This is a genomic window from Pseudomonas sp. Z4-7, from assembly GCF_051131965.1.
GTDB lineage: Bacteria > Pseudomonadota > Gammaproteobacteria > Pseudomonadales > Pseudomonadaceae > Aquipseudomonas.
The window spans coordinates 441,622-467,571 of the sequence record NZ_CP071642.1 but is presented as its reverse complement, the minus strand read 5'-3'; the positions used below and the strand labels follow the sequence as shown (position 1 = coordinate 467,571).

Annotated in this window: 22 protein-coding genes; 11 read left to right on the top strand and 11 right to left on the bottom strand. The window is 62.1% G+C overall.

The window, feature by feature from the left end; genetic code table 11:
• Position 1 precedes the first annotated feature (1 nt).
• The 5 genes from pilQ to J3P91_RS02010 are packed head-to-tail and all read right to left on the bottom strand — an operon-like array spanning position 2 to position 4,863.
• Positions 2–2,074, bottom strand: a complete 2,073-nt coding sequence (gene pilQ, locus J3P91_RS02030; RefSeq protein ID WP_434570151.1) for a type IV pilus secretin PilQ — start codon at positions 2,072–2,074, stop codon at positions 2–4.
• On the bottom strand, positions 2,071–2,616 hold the full coding sequence (locus J3P91_RS02025) for a pilus assembly protein PilP (protein WP_434602585.1): 546 nt from the start codon (positions 2,614–2,616) through the stop codon (positions 2,071–2,073). Before J3P91_RS02025 ends, pilQ begins: the two co-directional genes overlap by 4 nt.
• Positions 2,613–3,236, bottom strand: a complete 624-nt coding sequence (gene pilO / locus J3P91_RS02020; RefSeq protein ID WP_434602584.1) for a type 4a pilus biogenesis protein PilO — start codon at positions 3,234–3,236, stop codon at positions 2,613–2,615. Before pilO ends, J3P91_RS02025 begins: the two co-directional genes overlap by 4 nt.
• A complete protein-coding gene (locus J3P91_RS02015) occupies positions 3,233–3,799 on the bottom strand; it encodes a PilN domain-containing protein (RefSeq protein WP_434570156.1) in 567 nt (188 codons plus the stop codon). The genes pilO and J3P91_RS02015 overlap by 4 nt, the downstream gene beginning before the upstream one ends.
• Positions 3,799–4,863, bottom strand: coding sequence for a pilus assembly protein PilM (locus tag J3P91_RS02010; RefSeq protein ID WP_434570158.1), 1,065 nt, complete (start codon positions 4,861–4,863; stop codon positions 3,799–3,801). The genes J3P91_RS02015 and J3P91_RS02010 overlap by 1 nt, the downstream gene beginning before the upstream one ends.
• A gap of 208 nt (positions 4,864–5,071) precedes the next feature.
• On the opposite strand from J3P91_RS02010, the gene J3P91_RS02005 reads away from it, so the two are divergent.
• Positions 5,072–7,516, top strand: a complete 2,445-nt coding sequence (locus tag J3P91_RS02005) for a penicillin-binding protein 1A (RefSeq protein WP_434604972.1) — start codon at positions 5,072–5,074, stop codon at positions 7,514–7,516.
• 261 nt (positions 7,517–7,777) lie between these two features.
• Here the strand turns inward: J3P91_RS02005 and J3P91_RS02000 are convergent, their stop codons facing one another.
• The 3 genes from J3P91_RS02000 to rpmE all read right to left on the bottom strand — a co-directional run bounded on the left by J3P91_RS02000 (position 7,778) and on the right by rpmE (position 10,281).
• A complete protein-coding gene (locus J3P91_RS02000; protein WP_434602583.1) occupies positions 7,778–9,046 on the bottom strand; it encodes a malic enzyme-like NAD(P)-binding protein in 1,269 nt (422 codons plus the stop codon).
• A gap of 177 nt (positions 9,047–9,223) precedes the next feature.
• Positions 9,224–10,015: a thermonuclease family protein gene (locus tag J3P91_RS01995; protein ID WP_434604970.1), complete on the bottom strand. Its 792-nt coding sequence runs from the start codon at positions 10,013–10,015 to the stop codon at positions 9,224–9,226.
• Between the two features lie 41 nt (positions 10,016–10,056).
• Positions 10,057–10,281, bottom strand: coding sequence for a 50S ribosomal protein L31 (rpmE, locus tag J3P91_RS01990; protein WP_305497356.1), 225 nt, complete (start codon positions 10,279–10,281; stop codon positions 10,057–10,059).
• A gap of 292 nt (positions 10,282–10,573) precedes the next feature.
• Here rpmE and J3P91_RS01985 point away from each other — a divergent pair, with 292 nt between their 5' ends.
• From J3P91_RS01985 to J3P91_RS01940, 10 genes are all read left to right on the top strand, one after another.
• Positions 10,574–12,793: a primosomal protein N' gene (locus J3P91_RS01985; protein ID WP_434602582.1), complete on the top strand. Its 2,220-nt coding sequence runs from the start codon at positions 10,574–10,576 to the stop codon at positions 12,791–12,793.
• A 263-nt stretch (positions 12,794–13,056) separates the two neighbouring features.
• Positions 13,057–14,793 (top strand): arginine--tRNA ligase, encoded by a 1,737-nt coding sequence (gene argS / locus J3P91_RS01980; RefSeq protein ID WP_305497358.1) that lies wholly within the window; start codon positions 13,057–13,059, stop codon positions 14,791–14,793.
• Position 14,794: 1 nt separating this feature from the next.
• The gene (locus J3P91_RS01975) at positions 14,795–15,490 is read left to right on the top strand and encodes an SPOR domain-containing protein (protein WP_186639635.1); all 696 of its coding nucleotides are present in this window, start codon (positions 14,795–14,797) and stop codon (positions 15,488–15,490) included.
• A 268-nt stretch (positions 15,491–15,758) separates the two neighbouring features.
• Positions 15,759–16,289: an ATP-dependent protease subunit HslV gene (gene hslV / locus J3P91_RS01970; protein WP_003186641.1), complete on the top strand. Its 531-nt coding sequence runs from the start codon at positions 15,759–15,761 to the stop codon at positions 16,287–16,289.
• Between the two features lie 43 nt (positions 16,290–16,332).
• Entirely contained in the window at positions 16,333–17,670 is a 1,338-nt protein-coding gene (gene hslU, locus J3P91_RS01965; RefSeq protein WP_305497360.1) for an ATP-dependent protease ATPase subunit HslU, read from the top strand.
• Positions 17,671–17,838: 168 nt separating this feature from the next.
• Entirely contained in the window at positions 17,839–18,216 is a 378-nt protein-coding gene (locus J3P91_RS01960; RefSeq protein ID WP_434602581.1) for a gamma-butyrobetaine hydroxylase-like domain-containing protein, read from the top strand.
• 277 nt (positions 18,217–18,493) lie between these two features.
• Positions 18,494–20,173 carry a class II poly(R)-hydroxyalkanoic acid synthase gene (gene phaC / locus J3P91_RS01955; protein ID WP_434570167.1) on the top strand — a complete coding sequence of 560 codons (1,680 nt, stop codon included), beginning with the start codon at positions 18,494–18,496 and terminating at the stop codon, positions 20,171–20,173.
• A 259-nt stretch (positions 20,174–20,432) separates the two neighbouring features.
• Positions 20,433–21,290, top strand: coding sequence for a poly(3-hydroxyalkanoate) depolymerase (gene phaZ, locus J3P91_RS01950; RefSeq protein ID WP_039592414.1), 858 nt, complete (start codon positions 20,433–20,435; stop codon positions 21,288–21,290).
• 112 nt (positions 21,291–21,402) lie between these two features.
• Positions 21,403–23,085 carry a class II poly(R)-hydroxyalkanoic acid synthase gene (gene phaC / locus J3P91_RS01945; protein ID WP_434602580.1) on the top strand — a complete coding sequence of 561 codons (1,683 nt, stop codon included), beginning with the start codon at positions 21,403–21,405 and terminating at the stop codon, positions 23,083–23,085.
• Between the two features lie 61 nt (positions 23,086–23,146).
• The gene (locus J3P91_RS01940; protein ID WP_434602579.1) at positions 23,147–23,767 is read left to right on the top strand and encodes a TetR/AcrR family transcriptional regulator; all 621 of its coding nucleotides are present in this window, start codon (positions 23,147–23,149) and stop codon (positions 23,765–23,767) included.
• 191 nt (positions 23,768–23,958) lie between these two features.
• Here the strand turns inward: J3P91_RS01940 and J3P91_RS01935 are convergent, their stop codons facing one another.
• The 3 genes from J3P91_RS01935 to J3P91_RS01925 form a co-directional block, all read right to left on the bottom strand.
• Complete coding sequence (locus tag J3P91_RS01935; protein WP_434602578.1) at positions 23,959–24,861, bottom strand: phasin family protein; 903 nt, start codon at positions 24,859–24,861, stop codon at positions 23,959–23,961.
• 10 nt (positions 24,862–24,871) lie between these two features.
• Entirely contained in the window at positions 24,872–25,294 is a 423-nt protein-coding gene (locus tag J3P91_RS01930; protein ID WP_434602577.1) for a phasin family protein, read from the bottom strand.
• Positions 25,295–25,565: 271 nt separating this feature from the next.
• Positions 25,566–25,841, bottom strand: a complete 276-nt coding sequence (locus tag J3P91_RS01925; RefSeq protein WP_434570176.1) for a polyhydroxyalkanoic acid system family protein — start codon at positions 25,839–25,841, stop codon at positions 25,566–25,568.
• Between the last annotated feature and the right edge of the window lie 109 nt (positions 25,842–25,950).

The following is a 25,950-nucleotide window of genomic DNA, read 5'->3' as shown; positions in this document are numbered from 1 at the left end:
ATCAACGACTCACAGCAATCGCCTGGTTGTTCATGATACGCGGAGTGAGAAATACCAGCAGCTCGGATTTTTTCTCCGAAACCACATCACGCCGGAAAAGGCGGCCAAGATACGGCACATCGCCAAGAAATGGCACCTTATCTACAACCTTGCTCTGAGTATTTGAGAAAACGCCCCCAATCACAATGGTCTCGCCGTCATTGACCAGCACCTTGGCGTTGACCTCGTTTTTCTTGATCGGCGGTACATCCTGGACCTTGTTCAGGTAGTCCGGCTCATCCTTGGTGACCTTGACCTCCATGATGATGCGGTTGTCCGGGGTTATCTGCGGCGTGACCTCAAGCGACAACGAGGCCTCCTTGAACGACACCGAGGTGGCGCCGCTGGAGCTGGCCTCCTGGTAGGGAATCTCCGTGCCCTTGAGGATTTTTGCCGTCTCCTTGTCGGAGGTCACCACCTTGGGCTGTGAGACGATTTCACCGTTGCCGGTCTTCTCCATGGCCGTCAGCTCAAGGTCGAGCAGTACGTTGTCGGTGATGAACGCGATACCGATCCCCGAGGTGTTGCCTGAGGCGCCGAGGTCGACGAATGGCTGGTTGGTGCTGGTGCTGCCCGGCGTACCGATGGTGGTGGAATCACCGGTGGTCACCCCGGAAGAGTTCCAGTTGCCCTTGTTCTGTATCGACCCCCCCCAGCGCACGCCCAGGCTTTTGTCGTAGTCGACGTTGGCCTCGACGATACGCGCCTCGATCATCACCTGGCGCACCGGGATATCCAGCTGCGCCACGATCCGCCGCAGTTCGTCGAGCCGGTCCTGGGTCTGGTAGGCGATGATGTTGTTGGTCCGCTCATCCACCGTGATCGTGCCGCGCTCATCGGCCTTGGCCTCGGCACTGGTCACCGACTGGAAGAGCTTGGCGATGTCCGCCGCCTTCGCGTAGTTGACCTGCAGCAGTTCGCGGCGCAACGGGGCGAGGTCGGCAATCTGCTTCTGCGATTCCAGCTCCTGGCGTTCGCGGGCGGCGATCTCGTCGGCCGGCGCCACCAACAGCACGTTACCCACTTTGCGCTTGTCGAGCCCCTTGGTCTTGAGCACAAGGTCCAGCGCCTGATCCCACGGCACGTTCTGCAACCGCAGGGTGATACCGCCCTGCACCGTATCGCTGGCCACCAGGTTGAGGTTGGTGAAATCGGCAATCAGCTGCAGCACCGAACGCACCTCGATGTCCTGGAAGTTCAGGGACAGTTTTTCGCCGTTATAGGCGGCTCGATCGGTATCGCGTTTTTGCAGGTCCTCGACGGTCATCGGCCGGACACTGACGGTCAGCTTGTTGTCGGTCTGGTAGGTCGAGTAATCGAAGGTTCCGCTGGGTTCGATGCTGATGGTGGCGCGATCGGAGCCGGCGCTGGCATTGATGAACTGCACCGGGGTGGCGAAATCCTTGACGTCCAGGCGCACCCTCAGCGGCTCGGGCAACTGGGTCCTGGCGAAATCGAGGATGATCTTGCCTTCGCGCTCCTGGATGTCCGGGGCGATCGACGGATCGGACAAATCGATCACCACATTGCCTTCGCCCTGGGTCCCGCGCTGGAAATCCACCCCGCGAATGGCCTTGCCCGCCGGGGCGCGAGCCCTGGCAGGCGCAGGGACGGGGGCTGCCGGGCGAGCGGGTTGGGTTGGGCTCCTCGGGGTCGCGCCCTTGCCAACCACCACAAACAGGTTGTTGCCCTCCACGCGCGTGTCATAGGGTGCCAATTGCGTAAGGCCGATGATCAACCGGGTCCGATCCCCCGCCTCGACCACGGTGGCGCTGCGGGCATTGCCGCTGCCCAGGTCGCGGCTCTTGCTGGCCAGTTGGCTGGTCACCCCCTGCAGATCAAGCGCAATCCGGGCCGGTTGCTCGGTGGTATAACCACGGGGCTTGGGCGGCGGCCCGTCGAAGGTCAACTTCAACTCGACCCGGTCCCCCGGTAGCGCCGCCACGTCCAGCGCTTTCAGGCTGGCGCCATGAACCACCGGCGACAACAACGCTATCCATAGCGAAATACCGAGGGCTGAAAAAATCCTGTTCATTGTTGGAGTTCCACTATTGAGTGCTCTTTCAAGGGAATGGTCCGCGGCCGCTCCAGCCAGGCGCCCTGGCCATCGGGAACGATTTCGACCACTTCAACCTGGGTGGCGCTGATAGCGATGATCCGCCCGTCGTTACGCCCCAGGTAATCTCCGACCTTCAGCCGGTGTACCCCACCCGCGCCACGCAACAGCGCAAAAGAGCCACTGGCATTGGAGATCGTACCGACCATCTCGAATTGCTCGATGTTGAAGCCTTCCAGGTATTGCTTGACTCGGTTCGGGTCGGGGCGGACGTTGCGCGAGCCCTGCTGTCGACCAGCCTGATCGACTGGAACCTGCCGGGAAAAAGGGCTGCGCAGGTTGGCCGCGCTGTAGGTAAAGGTTTCGTGAGGCCTGAACGTCGGCATTGGCTCGATCTTGCCGGGCGGGCGCAGGCGCATCTCGTTCATGTAGGCATCCAGGTCACTGAAACCGTTGTTGTTGTTGCACCCGGCCAGCGCAACCAGCCCGACCAGCAGACCCAGGCGGCAGACCGGCGTCATGGCTGCGCCTCCTGCTCGTTGTACCGGTAGGTCTTGGCCTGGATGTTCATGCGCAGCTTCGTTCCCGCCTCCGGCTCCATCGGCGCGATCTCGAAATCGTGCAGGGTGACGATCCGGGGCAACCCGGCTACGCCACTGACGAAGGTCGCCAGGTCATGGTAGCCGCCGGTCACAGTGATCTGGATCGGCAACTCGATGTAGAACGGCTGGGTGACCTCCGGCAGCAACTTGATCTCCTCGAACTCCAGGCCGCTGCCCAGGCCGGTGCGCGTGATGTCCTCCAGCAGGCCCGGCACTTCGGTGTCACTGGGCAATTGCCGCAACAATACGCCAAAGGAAGTTTCCATCTGTTTCATCTGCTCGGTGTAGCGCTCCAGGTTCGCCGCCATGTGCGCCTTGCCGGCGAATTGCGCCTTGAGGGTGTTCTCCTCCTCACGGACCTGCTGCAGCTGGTTTTCCAGGTCACTGAGGGCAAAGTTGTAGCCCAGGCCGAGCACCAGGATCACTAGCATGATGCCGGCCAGCCACTTGACCGGCGTCGGCCATGAACCGACGTTGTTGGTGTCCAGGTCACTGAGATCGATCTTGCGCAGCGCGTCGAACCACTCCGCCGGCTTCATTGGGCGTCCTCCGCATCGGCCGGACGGGTCTGGCGAACCGTCAGCTGGAAGACATTGGCCTGGTCGAGCTGGCCCGCCGTGGTGGCCTTGACCTCCGTCAGGCTGGGCGCATCGAACAGCTCCGACGAGTCGAGGTTGCGCATCAGGTCCGAGACCCGGTTGTTTGACGTCGCGGCCCCTTTGATGGAGAGCGTGCCCTCTTCCATTTTCACTTCAGTGAAAAACACCCCGTCCGGCAGGGTCCGCGCCAGTTGATCGAAAATGCGCGCACTGACCGGCCGGTTGCCCTGCAAGTCCTGGATGATCCGCATGCGCTCCAACAGTTGCTGACGCCGGGCCTTCAGCTCGCTGATCTGCTTGATGCGCTCGTCCAGCACGGCGATTTCCCCGGTCAGATGGGCGTTGCGCGCCATTTGGTAGTCGATCTCGTTGCTCAGGTACTGTGCCGCCAGCAGCGTTAACCCCACCGCACCGACCAGCGCCCCCACCAATGCCAGCAAGAAGCGCTTGCGCCGCTCTTCGCGCAGTTCTTCGCGCCAGGGAAGCAGGTTGATCCGCGCCATCAGTCGAAACTCCTGAGGGCCAGCCCGCAGGCAATCATCAGGGCTGGTGCATCACTGGCCAGGGCACCGGCATTGACCTTGCTGCTCAAGGCCATATTGGTAAACGGGTTGGCCACCTGGGTAGGTGTGCCCAGGCGCTGCTCGATCAAACGGTCGAGGCCCGCGACCGAGGCCGTCCCTCCCGCCAGCAGGATGTGGTCCACTGCGCTGTACTGACCTGAAGCGAAGAAAAACTGCAGGGAACGCGACACTTGCTGCACCAGCGCTTCACGAAACGGTTGCAGCACTTCGCCGAGATAGTCGTCCGGCAGGCCGCCCTGCTTTTTTGCCAGGCCGGCCTGCTCCGGCGTCAGGCCATAACGGCGCTGGATTTCCTCGGTAAGCTGGCGCCCACCGAACAACTGCTCGCGGGTATAAATGATGCGCCCGTTGTGCAACACGCTGAGCGTAGTCATCGTGGCTCCGATGTCGATGACCGCCACGGTCAGGCGTTCCTGGGATGCCGCCAGCTGAGTGGCGAGCAGGCCGAACGCGCGCTCCAGCGCGTAAGCTTCCACATCGACCACCCGGGCCGTCAGCCCGGCAAGCGCCAGCGCCGCCTCGCGCACCTCGACATTCTCTTTGCGACAAGCCGCCAGCAGCACCTCGACACGCTCGGCGCTGCGAGGCGATACGCCGACCACCTCGAAATCGATCGCCACTTCGTCCAGTGGATAAGGAATGTACTGGTCGGCCTCGATCTTGAGCTGGTTCTCCATGTCGTCATCGGACAGCCCGGCATCCATCTCGATGGTCTTGGTGATAACCGCCGACCCCGCCACGGCCACCGCCACGTTGCGCAAGGGTGTCCTGGCCTTGGCCAGCACTCGTGAAAGCGCCTGGCCCACCCCTTCCAGCTCGGCGATGTTCTTTTCCACCACGGCATTGGCTGGCAACGGCTCGACAGCGTAGGACTCGACACGCAGACGATCGCCCTGACGGCTCAATTCGAGCAGCTTCACCGACGTCGAGCTGATGTCGATCCCCAGAAGTGTGTGGGCTTTTTTATTGAAGAGTCGTAGCACTACCAATTCCCTATGACTATCCGTGAGTTACGGACTCTCTAATATGAATTGCGTTCAATCCCCCCGGTCCGACGGACGTCCGGATGGCGTTTCCGACGAAAAAAAATGCTTATAATGCCCAGCGTTTTTTTTCGCTTTGTTGCTGGCATGGGTCCTTCCCTGAACCTGGCGCCTTTTTCATTCTTTGCCTGGATATCCAAAAGCCTTGATTCGTCTGCTGAAATTTTTCGGATGGTCCATCGTCGCGGTTTTCTGCGGACTGCTCCTGGGTCTGAGTGGTGCCTTTCTTTACCTTAGTCCGGGATTGCCGTCCGTGGAGGCGCTGAGAAGTATTCAGTTGCAGATTCCTCTGCGGGTCTACAGCAGCGACAATAAATTGATCGCCGAATTTGGCGAAATGCGCCGCACACCCATCCGTTTCGCCGACATTCCGCCCAATTTCATCAATGCGTTACTAAGTGCTGAAGACGACAACTTCGCCAACCACTATGGCGTCGATCCGGGTAGCCTGATGCGCGCCGCCAGCCAGCTGGTCAAGAGTGGCCACATCCAGTCCGGCGGCAGCACCATCACCATGCAGGTCGCCAAGAACTTCTTTCTGACCAGCGAGCGCAGCTTCTCGCGCAAGACCACCGAGATCCTCCTGGCCCTGCAGATCGAGCGGCAACTGACCAAGGATGAAATCCTCGAGCTGTACGTGAACAAGATTTACCTGGGCAACCGCGCCTACGGCATCGAAGCGGCGGCGCAGGTGTATTACGGCAAGTCGATCCGCGATGTGAGCCTGGCGCAGATGGCGATGATCGCTGGCCTGCCCAAGGCACCGTCGCGCTTCAACCCGCTGGCCAACCCGGCACGCAGCAAGGAACGTCGCGACTGGATCCTGGGGCGCATGTACAAGCTCGGCAAGATCAGCGAATCCGACTACACCGCCGCAATCAATGAGCCGCTCAACGCCAGCTACCACGTGCCGACGCCGGAAGTGAACGCCCCGTACATCGCCGAAATGGCCCGGGCCGAGATGGTCGGGCGCTATGGCAGCGACGCCTACACCGAAGGTTTCCGGGTCACCACCACGGTGCCGAGCAACCTGCAGGAAATGGCCAATACCGCGCTCCATGAAGGCCTGATGACCTACGACCAGCGCCACGGCTACCGTGGGCCGGAATCGCGCCTGCCAGGCAAGACCAAGGAAGCCTGGGCCCTGGAGCTGACCAAGCAGCGCACCATCAGCAGCCTGGAGCCGGCGATCGTCACTCAGGTGGACAAGGACGGCATCAAGGTCCTGACCCGCAATGGCGAGTCCGAAGAGCACGTGGCCTGGGACACCATGAAATGGGCCCGTCCGTTCCTCAATACCAACAGCATGGGCGCCAACCCGCGGCAGCCATCGGACGTCGCTCAGGTCGGCGACCTGATCCGCGTACAGCGCCAGCCGGACAACTCCCTCAAGTTCAGTCAGATACCTGCCGCCCAAGGCGCGCTGGTGTCGCTGGACCCGCAGAATGGCGCGATCCGCTCGCTGGTGGGTGGCTTCGCCTTCGAGCAGAGCAATTACAACCGCGCCTTGCAGGCCAAGCGTCAACCGGGCTCGAGCTTCAAGCCGTTCGTCTACAGCGCTGCGCTGGATAACGGCTACACCGCCGCCAGCCTGGTCAACGATGCGCCGATCGTGTTTGTCGACGAGTACCTCGACAAGGTCTGGCGACCGAAGAACGACACCAATACCTTCCTCGGCCCGATTCGCCTGCGCGAAGCACTTTACAAGTCCCGCAACCTTGTCTCGATCCGCCTGCTGCAAGCGCTGGGCGTGGACCGCACCATCGATTACATCAGCAAGTTCGGCTTCAACAAGCAGGACCTGCCGCGCAATCTGTCCCTGGCCCTGGGCACCGCGACCCTGACGCCAATGGAAATCGCCACGGGTTGGAGCACCTTTGCCAACGGCGGCTACAAGATCACTCCGTACATCATCGACAGGATCGAAAGCCGCAACGGCGAAACGCTGTTTGTCGCCAACCCGCCACGAGTGCCGACAGGCGAGCAGGCCAGCGACGGCGTCGCCGCCCCCGCCGCCGAGACCTTCACAGTCAACGCAACTGGCGGCGAAGCCACCACCGCCCCTGGCGTACCGCAAGCGCCGGCAATCGCCGAACGCATCGTTGACGGCCGTACCACCTACATCCTCAACAGCATGCTGCAGGATGTGATCAAGCTCGGCACCGGCCGGCGCGCATTGGCACTGGGTCGCACCGACCTGGCCGGCAAGACCGGTACCACCAACGAATCGAAGGATGCGTGGTTCTCGGGCTACAACGGCGATTATGTGACCACCGTCTGGACCGGTTTCGATCAGCCCGAGAGCCTGGGTCGTCGCGAATTCGGCGGTACCGTGGCGCTGCCGATCTGGATGACCTACATGGGCGCCGCCCTCAAGGACCGGCCACCCCACACCCAGCCGGAACCGGAAGGCATCCTCAGCCTGCGGGTCGACCCGGTCAGCGGTCGCGCCGCCACCCCAGGCACGCCTGGCGCGTACTTCGAGCTGTTCAAGAGCGAAGACACGCCGCCGTCGGTCAATGAGCTGGGCAACGGTGTAGCGCCGGGCAGCCCGCTGCCGGCGGATGAGGCAGCGCCGATCGATCTGTTCTGACCGGACGCCACCGAAAAGCCCCGCCTTCGAGAGAAGCGCGGGGCTTTTTTTCAATCGGACATTGTGTAGATAACCTGTGGCGAGGGAGCTTGCTCCCGCTCGGTTGCGCAGCGACCGCCTCTTTTGGGGCTGCTGCGCAGCCCAGCGGGAGCAAGCTCCATCGCCACGGGTTCTGTGGTTTTCTCGAAGGGGTTATTCCTATCCCTATAAAAAGCCCCGGCTCACACGAGCCGGGGCTTTTTGTTGAAGCGCTACAACGGCTTAGCCGTTGAACACGTCATCCACGCTCTTGAGCGGGTAGTTCTTCGGATATGGCAGGGTGGCCACCCCAGTCTCGATCGCGGCCTTGGCCACGGCGTCGGAGATCAGGGTGATCAGGCGCGCATCCATTGGCTTCGGAATGATGTACTCACGACCGAATTCCAGTTTGATGCCGCCGTAGGCGTCACACACATCCTGAGGCACCGGCAGCTTGGCCAGTTCGCGCAGGGCGTTGGCGGCGGCGACTTTCATTTCTTCGTTGATGCGCTTGGCGCGAACGTCCAGGGCACCACGGAAGATGAACGGGAAGCCCAGTACGTTGTTGACCTGGTTCGGATAGTCCGAACGGCCGGTGGCCATGATCACGTCGCTGCGGGTGGCGTGAGCCAGTTCCGGGGAGATTTCCGGGTCCGGGTTCGAGCAGGCGAACACGATCGGGTTCGGCGCCATGCGCAGCAGGTTTTCCGGGCTCAGCAGGTTCGGCCCCGACAGGCCGACGAACACGTCTGCACCGTCCAGCGCGTCCGCCAGGGAGCGCTTGTCGGTCGCGTGGGCGAACACGGCCTTGTACTGGTTCAGATCGTCACGGCCGGAGTGGATCACGCCGGTACGGTCGACCATGAAAATGTTTTCAATTTTGGCGCCCATGCTCACCAGCAACTTCATGCAGGAGATGGCCGCGGCGCCGGCGCCCAGGCAGACGATCTTGGCTTCCGGCAGGGTCTTGCCGGCAATTTCCAGGGCGTTGATCATGCCGGCGGCGGTCACGATCGCGGTGCCGTGCTGGTCATCGTGGAAAACCGGAATGTCGCACTGTTCGATCAGGGCGCGCTCGATCTCGAAGCACTCAGGTGCCTTGATGTCTTCCAGGTTGATGCCGCCGAAGGTGATGGAGATGCGCTTGACGGTGTCGATGAAGGCCTGCGGGCTTTCGGAATCGACTTCGATGTCGAACACGTCGATACCGGCGAAGCGCTTGAACAGCACGCCCTTGCCTTCCATGACCGGCTTGGAGGCCAGTGGGCCGAGGTTACCCAGGCCGAGAATCGCGGTGCCATCGGAAATGACTGCAACCAGGTTGCCCTTGCCGGTGTATTTGTAGGCCAGCTCAGGGTCGCGAGCGATCTCGCGTACTGGCTCGGCTACGCCGGGGCTGTAGGCCAGCGACAGGTCGCGGGCAGTGGCGGTGGCCTTGGTGAGCTCGACACTCAGCTTTCCTGGACGAGGATTAGCGTGATATTCGAGAGCGGCAGTTTTCAGATCAGACATGTGGGCATTCCGCTTTTTACTGTGTTGGACAGACGGACCGCCGAGGATACGCGCCTCGCAAAGTCCCTACAAGACTGACCAGTCACTGCTGTCAAGCGCCCTGCCCTACGACTTTGGGCCAAGAGCCAGGAAACACAAGGGCTTCATGGATACAATAACGTCAAAAAATGTCTACAATTATTTCCGCCTGAGCACTGCCTGCAACATTGCCGGATCAGTCAGAGGCAACATCCACCGCGCCTGCCCGGGCCTGGCCGCACCGCGCCGAGAGCGATCGACAACCCAACCACGGGCCTCGATGGTCCGGCCTTCCAGGCCCTTGAGCATCGAAGCGTCAAAGCTTCGCTGCAAATTGGCGGCAATATGCAGGACAACCGAGCCTTGCAGCTCGATCCAGATCCCGCCGCGATTGCGTTGCACACTGTCTACGCGGCCGCTGACCAGCGCAAAACCGGGCGCCTTGATCTGCTCCGCGCGCACGACGGGTGACTTCTTCCATAGCCCCAGGCCGGCTTGCCGCGCCTTGCGCTCCGCCGCCTGCTGGCATTCGACCAGGTCGACATTCGGCGCAACCGCGACCAGGTAACCCAGCCCCTCGGCAATCAACTGCTCTTCCAGGTTGCGACCTTGCTGGTCATAGACATGGGCCAGCGTGCGCCCGTAGTCGTCCCGGTCGTCCTTGCCAGGCGACACCCTGACCCGACCGGCGCTGGCAGCCACCAGCGCCTCGAGCCGCTGCCGCGCCACCACGGCAAACGGCTCGTCAGCACGCCCGCGCTTTCCCAGTTCCGGACTGTTGAGACCGATCATGCGGATGCGACGACCGTCGCTGAGGTACAAGGTGTCGCCATCGACTACCCGTTGCACGGCCACGTCGGGCAGTCCAACCGGGGACGGGCACGCCGCCTGGGCACCACAGAGCCAAATCGCGGACACAAAAAAGGCGCCCGCTAGGGACGCCTTTTTCATCAGCCTGGAATAGCCGGAACGACTTTCCAAGATGATCAGCCTCAGGCTTTTGGAGTAACTTTGCCGAAAGCACCGAAACGATCGGCGAACTTCTGAACACGGCCGCCGGTATCCAGAGTCTTTTGCTTACCGGTGTAGAACGGGTGGCATTCGTTGCAAACGTCGATCGCCAGGGCTTTGCCGTAGGTCGAACGCGTTTCGAACTTGTTGCCGCAGCTGCAGGTTACGGCCACAACTGGGTAGTCCGGATGGATATCGGTTTTCATGGTGTTTTCCTCAGGCTAGCGTGCCGCCACCCAACACTATTGTTGAATACCGCACGTAATTAGGCCGCGGATTCTACCAGACAAGATTAATCACGCAAGCTACAACTTGTACCAACCGTCTGCTAGGCTCCCCGCCTCATGCGCCAGCTCCTCTGTGGGAGCGAGCCTGCTCGCGAAGGCGGTGGACCCGTCGCATGAGTATTGCTTGACGCTCCGCTTTCGCGAGCAGGCTCGCTCCCACAAGGATCGCGCCAGGTTTTCTGAATTTGCTTGTCTATCGAGACCCTCCCGCGTGCCCGACGCCATCCTGCGCCTCGCCCTGCCATCGCCCCTGCGCCGCCTGTTCGACTACCGTGCCCCGGCCGGGGTAACACGCGCCGAGTTGCAGCCGGGCATGCGCCTGCGGGTGCCGTTCGGCCGGCGGGAAATGATCGGGATCCTGGTGGAAGTCACCGATCACAGCGAAGTGCCGGTCGACAAGCTCAAACCGGCCCTGGCGCTGCTCGACGCCACGCCACCGCTGCCCGCGGCGCTGTTCAAACTGTGCCTGTGGACCGCACAGTATTATCAGCACAGCCTGGGCGACACCCTGAGCTGGGCGTTACCGGTGCTGTTGCGCCAGGGCGAACCGGCCGAGGCACGCCAGGAGCGATTCTGGTCGGTGACGCCGGGCGCTTCGCTGGATGACCCGCGCATCGCCCGCGCACCGCGCCAACGCGAGGCCCTGGCGACCCTGGCCCAGCATCCCCATGGGGTAGCGCACCAGCTGTTGAGCAAGTTGATGCTCAGCAAGGACAGCCTTGACCTGCTGCTGGCCAAGAATCTCGTCCAGGTAGAAGTCCGCCGGCACGCCCCCGACGCCCGCCACGAACACTGGCTGGCCCAGCCGGAACTGCCGCTCAACGCCGAACAGCGGACCGCTTGCGAGGCGATTCGCGCGGGTTTCGACAGTTATCACGCCTTTCTGCTGGCGGGCGTCACCGGCAGCGGCAAGACCGAGGTCTACCTGCAACTGATCCGTCAGACCCTCGAAGCCGGCAAGCAGGCTTTGGTGCTGATTCCGGAAATCAACCTGGGCCCACAGACCCTGGCGCGCTTCGAGCAGCGCTTCAATGCGCGCATCGCCCTGGTGCATTCGGCGGTCAACGACCGCGAGCGCCTGGAAGCCTGGCTCGCCGCGCGCGACGGCGAGGCAGACATCATCATCGGCACCCGCTCGGCGCTGTTCACGCCGATGAAAAACCCCGGCTTGATCATCATCGATGAAGAACACGACGGCTCCTATAAACAGCAGGAAGGCCTGCGCTACCACGCCCGTGACCTGGCGCTGGTGCGGGCTCGCCAGGAAAACATCCCGATCGTGCTCGGCTCGGCTACGCCCTCCCTGGAAAGCCTGCACAACGCCTACACCGGTCGCTACGGCCTGCTGCGCCTCAACGAGCGGGCCGGCGGCGCCAAGCAGCCGCGCTTCCTGCGCCTGGATGTGAAAAGCCGCCCGCTGGACAGCGGCATTTCCGGACCGATGCAGCAAGCCATCGGCCAGACCCTGGCCGCTGGGCAGCAGGTGCTGGTGTTTCTCAACCGCCGAGGGTTCGCCCCGACCCTGCTGTGCCATGACTGCGGCTGGATGTCCGGCTGCGAACGCTGCGACGCGCGAATGACCGTGCATCAGCGCTACGGCGAACTGCGCTGCCACCATTGCGGACATTCCGAGCGAGTGCCGAGGCACTGCCCGCAGTGCGGGAAAGTGGACCTGCGCCCGGTAGGCGCCGGCACCGAGCGCGCCGAAGAGCGCCTGGGCATCCTGTTTCCCGATTACCCGGTGCTGCGGGTGGATCGCGACAGCACCTCGCGCAAGGATGCGATGAATCAGCTGTTCGCCACGATCCAGAAAGGCCAGCCGTGCATCCTGGTGGGCACGCAGATGCTCGCCAAGGGGCATCATTTCCCGCGCGTGACGCTGGTATCGATCCTGGATGCCGACGGTGGGTTGTTTTCCGGTGACTTCCGCGCGAGCGAGCGCATGGCGCAGTTGATCGTCCAGGTCGCGGGCCGCGCCGGACGGGCCGAGGAACCGGGCAAAGTGATTATCCAGACCCACCTGGCCGACCACCCGCTGCTGATCCAATTGACCGAGCAGGGCTACTTCGCCTTCGCCGAGCAGGCCTTGAGCGAACGTCGCGCCGCCGGGCTGCCGCCGTTCGCCCATCTGGCGCTGCTGCGGGCCGAGGCCCACAAGCCAGGACAGGCCGAAGGCTTCCTGGACGAAGCGTGCAGCGAGGCCGAGCGCCTGCTGGCGGAACAGAGCCTCAGCGGGATCGAACTATTGGGCCCGGTGCCGGCTCCGATGGAACGGCGGGCGGGACGTTATCGCGCACAGCTTTTATTACAGGCCAATGCCCGCGCACCGCTGCATCGGTTGCTGAGCGCCTGGTTGCTGGTACTGGAACAACTGCCCAGCGGGCGGGCGGTGCGCTGGTCGCTGGATGTGGATCCGGTGGATTTGTATTAATGGATCGCTAACCTGGCCCTTGTGGGAGCGAGCTTGCTCGCGATGGCGGCGGATCAGCTTGCATGAATATTGAATGCCAGACCGCTATCGCGAGCAAGCTCGCTCCCACAGGGGATTGCGTACATCCAGGCCAGCAAGAATAGTCGCCGCACATACCCGCCCGACCCGCTACAGTTGGCAAGCTCGCCCGCGCCACGGATAATGCCCAGTTTTTCCACCAGCGCATCGAAGCGCCGCCGCGCCTGCGGTTGAAAGAGAAGACCATGAAAGACACCATTCGCCAGCTTATCCAGCAAGCCATCACCCAACTCGTCACTGAAGGTGTGCTGCCAGAAGGCCTGTCGCCGGCGATTCAGGTCGAGAACACCCGCGACAAGACCCACGGTGACTTTGCCAGCAACATCGCGATGATGCTCGCCAAACCGGCCGGCATGAAACCTCGCGACCTGGCGGAAAAGATCATCGCCGCATTGCCGGCCGACGAAAACGTCACCAAGGCCGAAATTGCCGGCCCCGGGTTCATCAACTTCTTCCAGAATACCCAGGCGCTGGCCTCGCGGCTGGACGCGGCCCTGGCCGACGAGCGCCTCGGCGTACGCAAGGCCGGCCCGTTGCAGCGCACCGTGGTTGACCTGTCGGCCCCCAACCTCGCCAAGGAAATGCACGTCGGTCACCTGCGCTCGACCATCATTGGCGATGGCGTGGCGCGCGTCCTGGAGTTTCTCGGTGACACGGTGATCCGCCAGAACCACGTCGGCGACTGGGGCACCCAGTTCGGCATGCTGATGGCCTACCTGCAGGAAAACCCGATCACCAGCGATGAGCTGTCGGACCTGGAAAACTTCTACCGCGCCGCCAAGCAACGCTTCGACGAGTCGCCCGAGTTCGCCGACCGCGCCCGTGGCCTGGTGGTCAAGCTGCAGGCCGGCGATGCCGAGTGCCTGGCGCTGTGGACAAAGTTCAAGGACATCTCGCTGTCCCACTGCCAGAAGATCTACGAGCTGCTGAACGTCAAGCTGAGCATGGCCGACGTGATGGGCGAAAGCGCCTACAACGACGACCTGATCAACGTGGTCAACGACCTCCGGGCCAAAGGCATGCTGGTGGAAAGCAACGGCGCCCAGTGCGTGTTCCTCGACCAGTTCAAGACCGCCGATGGCGAGCCGCTGCCGGTGATCATCGTCAAGGCTGACGGTGGCTACCTCTACGCCACCACTGACCTGGCGGCCGTGCGTTATCGCAACGGCGTGCTGAAGGCCGATCGGGTCCTGTATTTCGTCGACCAGCGCCAGGCCCTGCACTTCCAGCAGGTGTTCGAAGTGGCCCGCCTGGCCGGTTTCGTGACCCATCCGATGGAAATGGAACACATGGGGTTCGGCACCATGAACGGCGCCGATGGCCGCCCGTTCAAGACCCGCGATGGCGGCACGGTGAAGCTGATCGACCTGCTCACCGAAGCCCAGGACCGTGCGTACACCCTGGTCAAGGGCAAGAACCCGGAGCTGGCCGAAGACGAACTGCGCAAGATCGCCAAGGTGGTCGGCATCGACGCGGTGAAATACGCCGACCTGTCGAAGCACCGCACCAGCGACTACAGCTTCAACTTCGACCTGATGCTCAACTTCGAAGGCAACACCGCACCGTACCTGCTGTACGCCTATACCCGCGTGGCGGGCGTGTTCCGCAAACTCGGCAAGGGCTTCGACGAAATCGAGGGCCAGATCGTCCTCGAAGCCGCCCACGAGCAGGAGCTGGCGGCCAGGCTGGCGCAATTCGGTGAAGTCCTTAACAATGTGGCCGACAAGGGCACGCCGCACACCTTGTGCGCCTACCTGTACGACGTCGCCGGGCTGTTTTCCAGCTTCTACGAGAATTGCCCGATCCTCAACGCCGAGACCCCGGCACAAATGCAGAGCCGCCTGCGCCTCGCCGCGCTGACCGGGCGCACGCTCAAGCAAGGCCTGGAACTGCTGGGCCTGGAAACGCTGGAGCGCATGTAACTTGGCCGCCAAGAAAAAACCTGCACCCAAACGCGGCGCCAGTCGTTACCAGCCTCCGGCCAAACAGCCGATTCCGGGCTGGTTGTGGATGGCGATCGGCCTGACTGTCGGCGCATTCATCGTATTCCTGATGAAGCTGGAACCGGGCCAGGGCGATGACGTCAAGCGTGTTCGGCAAGAGCAGCAGAAAGCCACGCGGATCGCCGAGGCCAACAAGACCCCGCCGAGCCCGACACAACCGGTGAAGCCGAAATACGACTTCTACACCTTGCTGCCGGAATCGGAGGTCATCGTGCCGCCCGATGCGGTGCCGGAGAAAACCCTGCCGACGCCGCAGGTGCCGACCACGCCAGTGACCCCAGCCGAAGCGGCGAAGATCGACACCGCCCGCGCCCAGGCCGCCCTGGCCGGCATTACGCCGCCACCGGCCCCGCCGGTGCAGAAGGCCGCGCCGGTGACAAAATTCTTCCTGCAGGCTGGCTCGTTCCGCAAGGAAGCCGACGCCGACAAGGTCCGGGCGCAGATCATTCTGCTGGGCCAGTCGGTGTCGGTGGAGTCCGGAACCGTGAAGGACGAAACCTGGTATCGCGTACTGGTCGGACCGTTCAGCAACCGCGAAGAGCTGACCAAGGCCCAGAAACAACTAGCCGGCAGCGGTTTCAGCAACCTGTTGTTACAACAACGCCAAAGCCGCTGATTCTAACGAAGGCATCTGTGGCTGCGGGGCTTTTCGTGGCGAGGGCGCTTGCTCCCGCTGGGTCGGTCCGACGCCTCGGGCGTAGCAGCCCCAAAAGCTTGGGACCGCTGCGCGGTCCAGCGGGAGCAAGCTCCCTCGCCACAAAAGCGCTGCGCAAGAAGCCGGGGACCACTCATCCCTTCCCCCTCCCCGCAGTTGAAAAACCCCACGCCACCCCCATATGAGTTCCATCCGGGCATTTTCGCCCCGCTGCGTGGAGACTCTTCCCTTGACCACCATCGTTTCAGTCCGCCGTCACGGCAAAGTCGTCATGGGCGGCGACGGCCAGGTTTCATTGGGCAACACCGTGATGAAAGGCAACGCGAAGAAAGTCCGCCGCCTGTATCACGGCCAGGTCATCGCCGGTTTCGCCGGGGCCACCGCCGACGCCTTCACCCTGTTCGAGCGTTTCGAAGGGCAACTTGAAAAGCATCAGGGTCACTTGGTCCGCGCAGCCGTCGAGCTGGCCAAGGAATGGCGCACCGACCGTTCCCTGAGCCGCCTCGAAGCCATGCTTGCGGTAGCCAACAAGGATGCTTCCTTGATCATTACCGGCAACGGCGACGTGGTTGAACCGGAAGACGGCCTGATCGCCATGGGTTCCGGTGGCGCCTACGCCCAGGCTGCCGCCAGCGCCCTGCTGAAAAAGACCGACCTGTCGGCTCGCGAGATCGTCGAGACTGCCCTGGGCATCGCCGGCGACATCTGCGTTTTCACCAACCACACCCAGACCATTGAGGAGCAGGACCTCGCGGAGTAAGCCCTTCCAGGCCCAGACTCCCGCTTGAGGACCGCCAATTATTATGTCCATGACTCCCCGCGAAATCGTCCACGAACTCAATCGCCACATCATCGGCCAGGACGATGCCAAGCGCGCCGTCGCCATCGCCTTGCGTAACCGCTGGCGCCGGATGCAACTGCCGGAAGAACTGCGCGTCGAAGTGACCCCCAAGAACATCTTGATGATCGGCCCGACCGGTGTCGGCAAGACCGAGATCGCCCGGCGCCTGGCCAAGCTCGCCAACGCGCCATTCATCAAGGTCGAAGCCACCAAGTTCACCGAAGTCGGCTACGTGGGCCGCGACGTCGAGTCGATCATTCGTGACCTGGCCGATGCGGCGATCAAGCTGCTGCGCGAACAGGAAATCACCAAGGTTCGCCATCGCGCCGAAGACGCCGCTGAAGAGCGCATTCTCGATGCCCTGCTGCCACCGGCGCGCATGGGCTTCAACGCCGACGCCGCCACGACCCAGGACTCCAATACCCGCCAACTGTTCCGCAAACGCCTGCGCGAAGGCCAGCTGGACGACAAGGAGATCGAGATCGAGGTGGCCGAAATGGCCGGTGTCGACATTTCCGCGCCGCCAGGCATGGAAGAAATGACCAACCAGTTGCAGAGCCTGTTCGCCAACATGGGCAAGGGCAAGAAGAAAAGCCGCAAGCTCAAGGTCAAGGAAGCGCTGAAGCTGGTGCGCGATGAAGAAGCCAGTCGCCTGGTCAACGAAGAGGAACTGAAGGCCAAGGCCCTGGAAGCGGTCGAGCAGCACGGCATCGTGTTCATCGACGAAATCGACAAGGTCGCCAAGCGCGGCAATGTCGGCGGCGCCGACGTTTCCCGCGAAGGCGTGCAACGCGACCTGCTGCCGTTGATCGAAGGCTGCACGGTGAATACCAAGCTGGGCATGGTCAAGACCGACCACATCCTGTTCATTGCCTCCGGTGCGTTCCACCTGAGCAAGCCGAGCGACCTGGTGCCTGAGCTGCAAGGCCGCTTGCCGATCCGGGTCGAACTCAAGGCGCTGTCGCCGGAAGACTTCGAGCGCATCCTGAGCGAGCCCCATGCGTCGCTGACCGAACAATACTGCGCGCTGCTCAAGACCGAAGGCCTGAACATCGAGTTCGCGCCGGAAGGCATCAAGCGCCTGGCGCAGATCGCCTGGCAGGTCAACGAGAAGACCGAGAACATCGGTGCCCGGCGCCTGCACACGCTGCTTGAACGCCTGCTCGAGGAAGTCTCGTTCAGCGCCGGCGACCTGGCCAGCGCCCACAACGAAGCGCCGATCATCATCGACGCCGAATACGTCAACAGCCACCTCGGCGAGCTGGCGCAGAACGAAGACCTGTCGCGGTATATCCTGTAGGCCACCGACAGGTTTCCCCGGAACCTGTGGGAGCGAGCTTGCTCGCGATGGCGGCATAACATTCAACCCTTGTGTTGACTGTCAAACCGCTATCGCGAGCAAGCTCGCTCCCACATGGACCGCGTCGTTTTGGAGATCAACGCGTCCTTCAGAGACGGATCACAGGCCATGACCAGACTCCCCACCGCCATCAACCTGCACAAAGCCTCCAAGACCCTGACGCTCAAATACGCGCCGGACGAGGAGTATCACCTGCCCGCGGAATTCCTGCGGGTGCACTCGCCTTCGGCCGAGGTCCAGGGCCACGGCAAACCTATCCTGCAATACGGCAAGCTCGGCGTCGGCCTGACCAAGGTCGAACCGGCCGGCCAATACGCACTGAAACTGACCTTCGACGATGGCCATGACAGCGGATTGTTCACCTGGGACTATCTGTACCAGCTGGCGGTGCGCCAGGAAGACCTGTGGAACGATTATCTCGCCGAACTCAAGGCGGCCGGAAAAACCCGCGACCCGAATGCGTCCGTCGTCAAGCTGATGCTCTAGCTCAAGGGCTGGCGCATTAGGGCGAATTTTCTAGACTCATCTGCTTGAATGCCTGCGCGGCAACGTCAATGACTGGCCTGCTTGCGAAAAAAATTAAACTCGGGTAACCAATGGAGCTGGCAAGTTCCCTGCAAAGGAACCGGCGAGTTCCTGGCACACGTTTCCTCATTGCCCTCGATGCGGAATTAATGGTCACCCCGAGCAGCGTACCTGGTATTGGCCTTGCGCTTCTGGCACGGTCCCCGGTACTCGTCTGAAGGACAATGGAGCGTCGTAGATGAGCAACAAGAACAACGATGAGTTGAAGTACCAAGCTTCGGAAAACACCCTGGGCTTGAATCCCGTCGTCGGCTTGCGCAGGAAAGACCTGCTGGCCTCTGCCCGGATGGTGCTGACCCAGACCATCAAACAACCGCTGCACAGCGTCAAGCACGTCGCCCATTTCGGCGCTGAACTGAGGAAAGTCCTGTTCGGCAAATCCGAGTTGCAGCCCGCCAGTGATGACCGTCGTTTCAACGACCCGGCGTGGAGCCAGAACCCGCTCTACAGACGTTATCTGCAAACCTATCTGGCGTGGCGCAAGGAGCTGCACGCCTGGATCGACGACAGCAGCCTTTCGCCCCAGGACATCAGCCGTGGGCACTTCGTGATCAACCTGATGACCGAAGCCATGGCCCCGACCAACTCGGCGGCCAACCCGGCGGCGGTCAAGCGCTTCTTCGAAACCGGTGGCAAGAGCCTGCTCGATGGCCTGTCCCACCTGGCCAAGGACCTGGTGCACAACGGCGGGATGCCGAGCCAGGTCGACATGGGCGCATTCGAAGTCGGCAAGAGCCTGGGCGTGACCGAAGGCGCGGTAGTCTTTCGCAATGACGTGCTGGAGCTGATCCAGTACCGCCCCATCACCGAGCAGGTCCATGAGCGACCGTTGCTGGTGGTGCCGCCGCAAATCAACAAGTTCTACGTATTCGACCTGAGCCCGGACAAGAGCCTGGCGCGCTTCTGCCTGCGCAGCAACGTGCAGACCTTCATCATCAGCTGGCGCAACCCCACCAAGGCGCAGCGCGAGTGGGGCCTGTCGACCTACATCGAAGCGCTCAAGGAAGCGGTGGACGTGGTCACGGCCATCACCGGCAGCAAGGACGTGAACATGCTGGGCGCCTGCTCGGGCGGCATCACCTGCACCGCCCTGCTCGGCCATTACGCCGCGCTGGGGGAGAAAAAGGTCAATGCCCTGACCCTGCTGGTGAGTGTTTTGGACACCACCCTGGACACCGACGTGGCGCTGTTCGTCGACGAGCAGACCCTGGAAACGGCCAAGCGCCATTCCTACCAGGCCGGCGTGCTGGAAGGCCGCGACATGGCCAAGGTGTTCGCCTGGATGCGGCCCAATGACCTGATCTGGAACTACTGGGTGAACAATTACCTGCTGGGCAACGAGCCGCCGGTGTTCGACATCCTGTTCTGGAACAACGACACCACGCGACTCCCGGCGGCGTTCCATGGCGACCTCATCGAGATGTTCAAGAACAACCCGCTGATCCGTCCCAACGCACTGGAAGTGTGCGGCACGCCGATCGACCTCAAGCAGGTCAGCGCCGATATCTTTTCCCTGGCCGGCACCAACGACCACATAACCCCGTGGAAGTCCTGCTACAAATCGGCGCAGCTGTTCGGAGGCAAGGTTGAATTCGTGCTGTCGAGCAGCGGTCACATCCAGAGCATTCTCAACCCGCCGGGCAATCCCAAGTCACGCTACATGACCAGTGAAGACATGCCGGCCAAGGCCGAGGACTGGATGGAAAACTCCACCAAGCACACCGACTCCTGGTGGCTGCACTGGCAAGCCTGGCAGGCCGAACGCTCGGGCAAGCTGAAGAAGGCCCCTACCGTGCTGGGCAACAAGACGTATGTGGCCGGGGAAGCGGCGCCGGGCACTTATGTGCATGAGCGGTAAAGAATGCTGTTCGTCCGCTGCAGGACTGGGTTTGCTCACGAATGCCCCCCGGCAGCCGACACTGAATGCAAGGCCCACAGCGTTGGTGAACACAGACTCAGGTTCACAGCAGATCCAATGTGGGAGCGAGCTTGCTCGCGATGGCGGCGGCACAGTCAAAGTTTGTATGTACTGACACACCGTAATCGCGAGCAAGCTCGCTCCCACAGGGGATCGGGGAAAAATGAAAGACCGCGACCCAACCCACAGGGCTTGAAGCATGCCGCAACCGTACATTTTCCGTACCGTCGATCTGGATGGCCAGACCTTGCGCACCGCGGTACGTCCCGGCAAGCCTCACTTGACGCCGTTGCTGATTTTCAACGGCATCGGCGCCAACCTGGAGCTGGTCTTCCCGTTCATCGAGGCCCTGGACCCGGACCTGGAAGTGATCGCCTTCGATGTGCCCGGGGTCGGCGGTTCGTCGACGCCGAGCCGGCCGTATCGTTTTCCGGGCCTGGCCAAGCTTACCGCGCGGATGCTTGATTACCTCGACTATGGGCAGGTCAACGTGATCGGTGTGTCCTGGGGCGGTGCCCTGGCCCAGCAGTTCGCCCATGATTATCCGGAGCGCTGCAAGAAGCTGGTGCTCGCCGCCACGGCCGCTGGCGCGGTGATGGTGCCGGGCAAGCCGAAGGTGCTGTGGATGATGGCCAGTCCCCGACGCTACGTGCAGCCGTCCCATGTGATGCGCATCGCGCCGCTGATCTACGGCGGCTCGTTCCGCCGCGACCCAAGCCTGGCGGCTCGTCACGCGGCCAAGGTGCGTTCGGCGGGCAAGCTCGGTTATTACTGGCAACTGTTCGCGGGCCTCGGCTGGACCAGCATCCATTGGCTGCACAAGATCCACCAGCCGACCTTGATCCTGGCCGGGGATGACGACCCGCTGATCCCCCTGATCAACATGCGCATGCTGGCCTGGCGCATCCCCAATTCGCAGTTGCACATCATCGATGACGGCCACCTGTTCCTGATCACCCGGGCCGAGGCCGTGGCGCCGATCATCATGAAGTTCCTCGAGGAAGAACGGCAGCGCGCGGTCATGCACCCGCATCCCGCGCCGCTGGGTGGCGGCTGACACCGCCCATTTGCGCCTGGCAGGACGCCGGATCGCGCAACTACCCGAAACAGCGACTATGTTGTCTGGTTCGGTGTGTTTGTTTTCAGCCTGATGATGAAGGAGTTGACTCATGCGCGACAAACCGGCGAAGGGTTCCATGCCCGCCCCTGCCAGCTTCATCAATGCACAGAGTGCGGTCACCGGCCTGCGCGGCAGGGACCTGCTGTCGACCCTGCGCAACGTTGCCGCCCATGGCCTGCGCAACCCGGTCCACAGTGCCCGACATGCGTTGAGGCTCGGCGGCCAGCTGGGGCGCGTCCTGCTGGGGGACACCCTGCACCCGACCAACCCCGACGACAAACGCTTCGCCGACCCCACCTGGCAGCTCAACCCGTTCTACCGCCGCAGCCTGCAGGCCTACCTGAGCTGGCAGAAGGAAGTCCGCCAGTGGATCGATGAGGGCGGCATGAGCCCGGATGATCAGGCCCGTGCGCATTTCGCCTTCTCCCTGCTTAACGACGCGGTATCGCCGTCCAATACCCTGCTCAACCCGCTGGCGATCAAGGAGCTGTTCAATTCCGGAGGCAGCAGCCTGATTCGCGGGATCAGCCATCTGGTCGACGACCTGCTGCACAACGACGGCTTGCCCCGGCAAGTCACGCCACACGCCTTTGAAGTCGGCAAGACCCTGGCGAGTACGCCCGGCGCAGTGGTGTTTCGCAACGAGCTGCTGGAACTGATCCAGTACAAGCCTATGAGCGAAAAGCAATACGCCACGCCGCTGCTGATCGTGCCGCCGCAGATCAACAAGTTCTACATCTTCGACCTGAGCCCTTCCAACAGCTTCGTCCAGTACGCTCTGAAAAACGGCTTGCAGGTGTTCATCATCAGTTGGCGCAACCCGGACGTGCGCCATCGGGAATGGGGCCTGTCCAGTTATGTCGAGGCGACGGAAGAGGCCATGAACGTCTGCCGGACGATCACCGGCGCCCGCGAAGTCAACCTGATGGGCGCCTGCGCCGGTGGCATGACCATCGCCGCCCTGCAGGGCCATCTGCAAGCCAAGCGCCAACTGCGCCGGGTGGCCAGCGCCACCTACCTGGTGAGCTTGCTGGACAGCGAGGTCGAGAGCCCGGCCACGCTGTTCATCGACGAACAGACCCTCGAAGCCGCCAAGCGCCGCTCCTATCAGAAAGGCATTCTCGATGGCCGCGACATGGCTCGGGTCTTCGCCTGGATGCGGCCCAACGACTTGATCTGGACCTACTTCGTCAACAACTACCTGCTGGGCAAGGAGCCGCCGGCATTCGATATTCTCTACTGGAACAACGACTGCACGCGGCTTCCGGCGGCCTATCACGGCGACCTGCTGGATTTTTTCAAGCACAACCCGCTGACACGGCCGGGCGCCCTGGAGGTGTGCGGCACGCCTATCGACTTGCAGAAAGTCACCGTGGACAGCTTCAGCGTGGCCGGCATCAACGACCACATCACGCCGTGGGATGCGGTGTACCGTTCGACGTTGCTGCTGGGCGGCGAACGACGTTTCGTGCTGTCCAACAGCGGACACGTCCAGAGCATCCTCAACCCGCCAGGCAACCCCAAGGCCAACTACATTGAAAATCCGAAACTGAGCAGCGACCCGCGCGCCTGGTACTACGACGCCAAGCACATCGAGGGCAGTTGGTGGACCCAATGGCTGGGTTGGATCCAGGAGCGCTCCGGCGCCCAACACGAAACGCTGATGACGCTGGGCAACGCGAAATACCCGGCCCTGGAAGCGGCACCCGGGAATTACGTACGGGTACGCTGAACGCCTCGTCCCACGGTCGCACTGCGGGCCGTGGAAAGACTCCACCGACCAAGAAGACCGGATGAAAACCCGCGACCGAATCCTCGAGTGTGCCCTGCAATTATTCAACGAGAAGGGCGAGCCGAATGTTTCCACCCTCGAAGTCGCCAACGAGATGGGCATCAGCCCCGGCAACCTCTACTACCACTTCCATGGCAAGGAACCGCTGATACTCGGATTGTTCGAGCGATTCCAGGCCGAGCTTGCACCGCTGCTGGATCCGCCCGCCGATGCGCAACTGGCGCCGGAGGACTACTGGTTGTTCCTGCATTTGATCGTCGAGCGCCTGGCCCAATACCGGTTCCTCTTCCAGGACCTCTCGAACCTGGCGGGGCGCCTGCCGAAACTGGCCAAGGGTATCCGCCAGTTGCTCAACGCGTTGAAACGGACCCTGGCCTCATTGCTGGCGCAACTCAAGGCCCAAGGCCTGCTGGTGAGCGACACCCAGGCACTCGGGCAACTGGTGGAGCAGATCACCATGACGTTGCTGTTTTCGCTGGATTATCAGCGGATCCTCGATCGCGAGGGCGAGGTTCGCCTGGTGGTCTATCAGATCATGATGCTGGTGGCGCCGCACTTGCCGCCAGCGATCAAGGTCGCGACCGAGCAGATGGCGTTGCGGTATCTGGAAGAGCACGGCTAACGGCCAACTGCGGCAGCCCCATGTGGGAGCGAGCCTGCTCGCGAAGACGGAGTGTCAGTAGAAGAGATATCGACTGACCCGGCGCTTTCGCGAGCAGGCTCGCTCCCACCCGGCTCGCACACAATTTGGGTCTACCGCAAAAAAAAACGCCCGACCTTCACAGGCCGGGCGTTTTTGCATGTCCCGGAAACTCAGGACTGGCTGGTAGGCGTCGACGGAGCCGGCGCTGGAGTCGGAGTGGCTACCGGGGTTGGAGCCGAGGCAGAGTTTGCCGTGCTCGTCGGGGTGGCCGGTTTGGCGGCCGCGGCCGGCGCCTTGGGTGCGGCTGCTTTTGGCGCGGACGGTTTTTTCACTGCGGGCTTTTTCGCCGCGGCCGGTTTTGCTGCGGCTTTTGCCGCTGGCTTGGCAGCCGGTTTGGCCGCAGCTGGTTTAGCCGCCGCCGTCTTGGCCGCTGGCTTGGCGGCAGGTTTGGCTGCAGTTTTTGCCGCGACCGGTTTGGCCGCCGCCTTGGCTGCAGGCTTGGCCGCTGCGGTTTTGGCTACTGGCTTGGCCGCTGCTTTGGCCGCAGGCTTGGCGACGGTTTTTGCCGCCGCCTTGACCAGTGGCTTGGCTGCCGTCTTCGCTGCAGGCTTGGCCGCCGCCGTCCTGGTCGCAGCAGGCTTGGTCGCGACCGGCGTGACCTTGGCCCCGGTGAGTTTTTCGATCTGCCTGGTGAGGGTGTCGACCTTGCTGTGCAGTTCCTTGACTTCATTGCGGCTCGGCACGCCCAGGCGGGAAATTGCACTGTTCAGACGCTTGTCGAAAGCCCCTTCCAGCTCATCCCACTTGCCCAGTGCACGATCCTTCACGCCGCCCATGCGCGACTTGGTGGACTCGGCAGAATCCTTGGCGGCATCGACTTGTTTGCCGACCGCCGTCTTGGTGAGTTTTTCGGCCTTCTCGCCGTCCTTGACCAGGGACTCGAAGAGTTTGCTGCCGTCAGTGTCGATCTTCGAGTACACGCCTAAACCAGCAAGCCAGATTTTGCGGGAGTACTTTTCAATCTTCCCGGCCCACGAGCTGCCTTCTTTTTCGGTGATTTTCTTGCCAGCCATCCCGTTCTCCTTAATGTTTACGCGCGACACGTTCGAGCAATGCCGTCAGCTCATCGAGCTTAGCAGAGAGTGTCTCAACGTCATGTTTAGACGGAATGCCGATACGATTCAAGGCACTTGCAACACGCGCGTCGAATACCTTCTCGACTTTGTCGAGTTGAACTTCGACGCGGGCCTTGAAAGTATTGACGTCGGTCTTGGCTTCGATCAGTTCGCTGTTCGCCGCTTCAAGTTTCCCGGCGATGTTCTTTTTGCCTTTGGTTTCAACAACTTCACCGGCCTTGACCAGCTCCTTGAAGTAGTCGCTGCCCTCCTGACCGACCTTGATATAAGCGCCCAGGCCCGCCAGCCAGATCTTGCGCGCGTACGTTTTCACGTCGCCCAGCGTGGAAGATTCAACGTCGGTTTTTTTCTTCAGAATAACTTTGGCCATGGTGCACCTCACTCGAAGACAGGTTTGAGCAACTGCCCGCACACGGTCGGGCTCAGGCACAAAGTAGTGAGAATAATTAGAAAGGGCACCCTAACAACTGACATAAAATCCGAAGCCATTGGCACGCACCTGTGGGAGCGAGCTTGCTCGCGATTTGCATTGTGTCAGTCGCATCAAGGTTGGCTGACATGCCGCCATCGCGAGCAAGCTCGCTCCCACAGTAAGTTAGGTGGTGAAGTTAAATCTGCATTCCACCCACCCTTCCAATCAATCAAGCCAACGCCTTGTCCAGCGCCTTTTCGATTTCCGTCTTGATTGTCCCGCTCATGGCCGACATCAACATGCCCAGCTCCACTTCGACGCGGATCGAATCCTCGCCCACATGCACTTCACCCTTGACCCCGGAACGCTTGAGCTTCAGCGTGTCGCCCTCCCACTTGGGTTCCAGGCCGTAGCTGTCGGACAGTTTCCGGGCCAGCTTGTCGGCCTTTTCGCGGGCCGCTTCCTTGCCCAGGTCATGGGCACGCTCAACAGTAATACGGGCCATCTGTTAACTCCTGCTTGATCGAGACTTGCCTGAACGTTTGCGACCCTGCCTGCGTCAAAACGTCCGGGCGGTGGCTCATCTTACCTGCAGCCTTGCCAAGACAAAGCCC